At 41.6% G+C, this 4374-nt stretch carries 5 protein-coding genes and 1 pseudogene; 3 read left to right on the top strand and 3 right to left on the bottom strand.

The genetic code is table 11. The features are described from left to right. Window positions 1-6: 6 nt before the first annotated feature. From rpmG to B4H32_RS02305, 3 genes are all read right to left on the bottom strand, one after another. Entirely contained in the window at window positions 7-162 is a 156-nt protein-coding gene (gene rpmG / locus B4H32_RS02315) for a 50S ribosomal protein L33 (protein WP_003654787.1), read from the bottom strand. A gap of 12 nt (window positions 163-174) precedes the next feature. Beyond that, complete coding sequence (gene rpmB, locus B4H32_RS02310; RefSeq protein WP_004649871.1) at window positions 175-411, bottom strand: 50S ribosomal protein L28; 237 nt, start codon at window positions 409-411, stop codon at window positions 175-177. Between the two features lie 168 nt (window positions 412-579). Then, window positions 580-2034, bottom strand: a complete 1455-nt coding sequence (locus tag B4H32_RS02305) for a coniferyl aldehyde dehydrogenase (protein ID WP_286799641.1) — start codon at window positions 2032-2034, stop codon at window positions 580-582. Window positions 2035-2155: 121 nt separating this feature from the next. Between B4H32_RS02305 and B4H32_RS02300 the strand changes: the two genes are divergently transcribed. From B4H32_RS02300 to B4H32_RS02290, 3 genes and pseudogenes are all read left to right on the top strand, one after another. After that, the gene (locus tag B4H32_RS02300) at window positions 2156-2857 is read left to right on the top strand and encodes a TetR/AcrR family transcriptional regulator (RefSeq protein ID WP_286799640.1); all 702 of its coding nucleotides are present in this window, start codon (window positions 2156-2158) and stop codon (window positions 2855-2857) included. An 84-nt stretch (window positions 2858-2941) separates the two neighbouring features. Next, a complete protein-coding gene (gene purU / locus B4H32_RS02295) occupies window positions 2942-3805 on the top strand; it encodes a formyltetrahydrofolate deformylase (RefSeq protein WP_286799639.1) in 864 nt (287 codons plus the stop codon). Between the two features lie 243 nt (window positions 3806-4048). Then, window positions 4049-4363 (top strand): annotated as a pseudogene (locus B4H32_RS02290) (hypothetical protein); the annotation flags it as partial. Window positions 4364-4374: the final 11 nt, after the last annotated feature.

The following is a 4374-nucleotide window of genomic DNA, read 5'->3' as shown; positions in this document are numbered from 1 at the left end:
CTAAAATTATTTAATTTTAGCTTCTTTGAAGATTACGTGTTGACGGATTTTTGGATCAAATTTTTTGATTTCCATCTTTTCCGGCATAGTACGTTTATTTTTAGTTGTGGTATAGAAATAACCAGTACCAGCTGTAGAAACGAGACGAATCTTATCACGCATTGCTCAGACTCCTTAGATCTTTTGACCTTGAGCACGGAGATCAGCAACAACTTTCTCGATACCCAATTTATCAATAATACGCATACCTTTAGTGGTTAAGCGAAGACGTACAAAACGTTTTTCGCTTTCTAACCAAAAGCGGTGGTGGTGCAGGTTCGGCTCGAACCGGCGTTTGGTTTTGTTGTTTGCGTGCGATACGTTGTTACCAACGATTGGACGCTTGCCGGTAACTTGGCAAACCTTAGACATGGTGAACTCCATTGCTAGTTCATACAGCACGGTTTCGTGCAACTAGCCATTCAAGTAAACGGATGAAATCATTCAAGGGGCGTTTTATACCAAAAATACGATTAAAAGACAAGCGAATTTAGTAAAAACACGGCATGATATCGTGTAATAGATCATGCCTTGATCAGCTTAACGAAATAGGGTTTTCAAAAGCAGTTTGTGCGCTGCTTTATTGTACGGCGGCAAAATAAATTTGAGGCTGTACAGTTTTGGACTGACTGGATTAGACATCACTGAGCGTTCATGTGAGAAACTGAAAAAGCCTTCCTTGCCGTGGTATTTACCCATACCTGACGCACCGATACCCCCGAATGGCAGGTCATCCTGTGCCACATGGGTCAGTACCTGATTGATACCGAAGTGTCCTGAATGGGTGCGTCCAGCAACATAGTCCGCACGTGCGCTGTCAATGTCAAAATAATAGAAAGCCAATGGACGTGGGCGGCTGTTGATGAATTGAATCGCGTCTTCAATGTGCTCATATTCTAAAATAGGCAGAATAGGGCCGAAGATTTCATTCTTCATGATGTCCATTTCGGTGGTCACACCCGTCAAGAGTGTAGGGGCAATTTTACGGACCTCAGTTAAAGGCTCATTTTTGCTGTTTAACTCAACAATACTTGCGCCCTGGTCACGTGCATCTTCCAGATAACCTTGCAGACGGTTGTACTGCTTGTCATTGACAATAGAGGTATAGTCCTTGTTGTCACGCAGTGTTGGGTACATGGTGTTCACAAAATCCTGATAGTGTTTTGTGAACTCTGCGGTCTTGCCTTTAGGCAGGAACATATAGTCAGGCGCAACACAGGTCTGGCCTGCATTCCAGAGCTTGCCTACCGCAATACGTTGTGCCACATCACGAATATTCATTGCCGAATGTACAAGAGCAGGCGATTTTCCACCTAGTTCCAGAATTACAGGAACAAGGTTCTGTGAAGCGGCAGCCATCACGGTTTTGCCGACAGAGGTTGAACCTGTGAAAATTAATTTATCAAATGCTAAATGACTAAAGGCATCTGAAATCGCGCCACCACCATTGATAACACTCACAAGTTCCTGAGGGAATGCTTCAGAAAGGGCATTTTCAAGCACATAACCGAAGTTTGATGATGCACTTGAAATCTTGATCATGGCATGGTTACCCGCAGCCAATGCACAGATCAGTGGGCCAACTGAAAGCAGCAGTGGATAGTTCCACGGTGCAATAATGCCGATCACGCCTAATGGCTGATACTGTACCCAGCCTTTTGCAGGTTGGTGTAACATGCTGATGTGGCGCTTAGAGGGCTGCATCCATTCAGTCAGGTTCTTGCTATAGTACTTGATATGTTCTAAACAGGTAAGAACTTCACCAATCTTGGTTTCCATAATGGCACGGTTGCCATAATCCTGACTGATTGCGTTCGCAAATTGATCTTGATATTTTACCAAGATGTTTTTAAGTCGGGCTAAGCGTTCAATACGTTCTTTGGCGCTTGGTACAGGATGGCGTTGGTAGGCTGCTTGCTGCTGCTCAAGCAAATCATGTAACCGTTGCACATCAACATGAGGTGTCATAGCGGTTGTTTTTGTTTGACTGTTCATAGGAGTGGACCAAAAGAAAGCTTATTATTTTTTAATTTTTAGAGTAAATACTCTAAATTGTCAAGTCGCTTTATAGGTTTGTTTTATAACCTATTGATAATGTTATAGATGGTTAAACTCAATGTCGCACGCTAAACCGAATAAAACAAAAGATAGAATTCTGCATATCAGTTTACAGTTGTTTAATGAGCGTGGAGAACGTTCGGTCACAACCAATCATATTGCTGCTGAACTCGGAATTAGCCCAGGCAATCTGTACTATCACTTCCGTAATAAACAGGAAATTATTAAAGAATTGGCGCAGCAATATCAGGCTGAAACTTTGGAAATGCTGGCATTACCAACAGATCGACCTTTAAATGCCAATGATAAAATCAGTTATTTCCAAGTTTTGAGTAATCAGTTGTGGGCTTATCGCTTTATTCACCGTGATGTCTATCATCTTGTTGAAAATAATGAAGACTTCAGAAAAATCTATCCTCGCTTTGCTGGACAGGTGATGCAGCAGGGCCAGAAAATTTACCGTGCATTCGTGGATGCTGGCCTGATGAAAATGACGGACTCGGAAATTGAGGCATTGATCATCAACCTTTGGATTGTGCTGACCAACTGGACCAACTTTTTGTATATGTCGGGCCATATCAGTGACAACAACCGTCTGGAGGAAAAGTGGGTCTGGCAGGCACTGCGTCAAATGGTTTTCCTGGAAGGTCCATATTTAATGGGGGAAAGCCGTCAGACCTACGAGCAGTTGCTGCGCTCACTCGGTCCATCAGAATTGTTTGCCAGCCTCTCCAACCTTAAAAATGACGACGATGAGTAGGCTTCACCTATTTAGTCAATGACAAAAAAGCGCTAGAATGCTCGGCTTGATTTTAACTTGATTCGAATAAGTGATATTAACCACATGAACACGACTACTGCCCATACGGCACGACTACTGATTACTTGCGAAGATAAGCCAGGGATCGTGCAAGCTGTATCGAGCTTTTTGTATCATCAGGGAGCAAACATTACCGCACTTGATCAGTACGCAACAGAAGCTCAAGGCGGACGTTACTTTATGCGTGTTGAGTTTGAGCTGGATCATTTTCAGTCCCGTAAAGAAGCCCTGATGCAAACCTTTGCGGCCAATGTTGCAGATCGCTATGAAATGCAATGGAAACTGACTTTCGTGGGTGAATTGAAGAAAGTCGGGATTCTGGTTTCTAAAGTGGACCATGCTTTATTGGAATTATTATGGCGCCATGCACGTGGCTCATTGCCATGTGAAATTACCCAAGTCATCTCAAACCATCCAGATTTGCGTGAATCAGTTGAAAATTTTGGTATTCCATTCCATGTTGTACCAGTCAATAAAGACAATAAAGTCGAAGCTTATGCGCAAATTGATGAAATGATGCAAGGCAATGACCTATTGGTTCTGGCGCGTTATATGCAGATTTTGAGTGAAGACTTTGTTGCCAAGTGGGAAATGAAGATTATCAATATTCATCATTCATTCTTACCTGCTTTCGTAGGTGCAAATCCTTATAAGCAAGCGTATGAGAAAGGGGTGAAGTTGATTGGTGCAACAGCACATTACGTGACTGCTGATCTCGATCAAGGTCCAATTATTGAACAAGATGTTGAACGTGTTAGCCACGATTACAATGTAGAACAGTTACGTGAGTTAGGTGAAGATGTTGAGCGTAATGTATTGGCTCGCGCTGTAAAATGGCATTTAGAAGATCGAATTATTGTAGATGGTAATAAAACGGTTGTTTTCTAAATCAAATAGATTTTTAAAAAAGCATGCTTTTAAGCATGCTTTTTTTATGCTAATAATGCTATGTTATAACATTTTATTTTATTAAGTGTATATTTATCAATTTGTTGAGCATGATTCACAAAAAACAGTTGCAAATGAAAACACTTCTCATTTATTATTACGGCACTTTCATTGTTCTATCCGATGAGTGAAATCGTTTTTTTATTTTTAAAGCGTCACCATCTATTAGGTAACTAGATTCTCATGAGTCAATCTCCTGCACTATTGAATACATCTCATCCGATGAAGAAAAAAATCCTTGCCGCCCTCGTGGTGGTCGTGATGGGTCATGTGGGAGTTCTGTGGGCGGTCAGCCACATGAAAACGATGGAGTTAAAACCAATTAAGAAAGAGCCGTTAAAGGTTAGACTTTTAACGATTAAAGAGGATACACCTCCACCTCCTGCAAAAGTGGAACCGATCAAGCCTAAGGTAGAACCTAAACCTGTAGAGAAGAAAAAAATTGAACCTGTTCCTGTAGAAAAGCCGAAAGTGATTGCTCAGAAAGTACAAAAAGTATAGTCAAAGGT

It is taken from the genome of Acinetobacter sp. UBA2063, from assembly GCF_002333245.1.
GTDB lineage: Bacteria > Pseudomonadota > Gammaproteobacteria > Pseudomonadales > Moraxellaceae > Acinetobacter > Acinetobacter parvus.
Note: the sequence above shows the minus strand (reverse complement) of the source record. Positions and strands in the feature narration are given on the sequence as shown.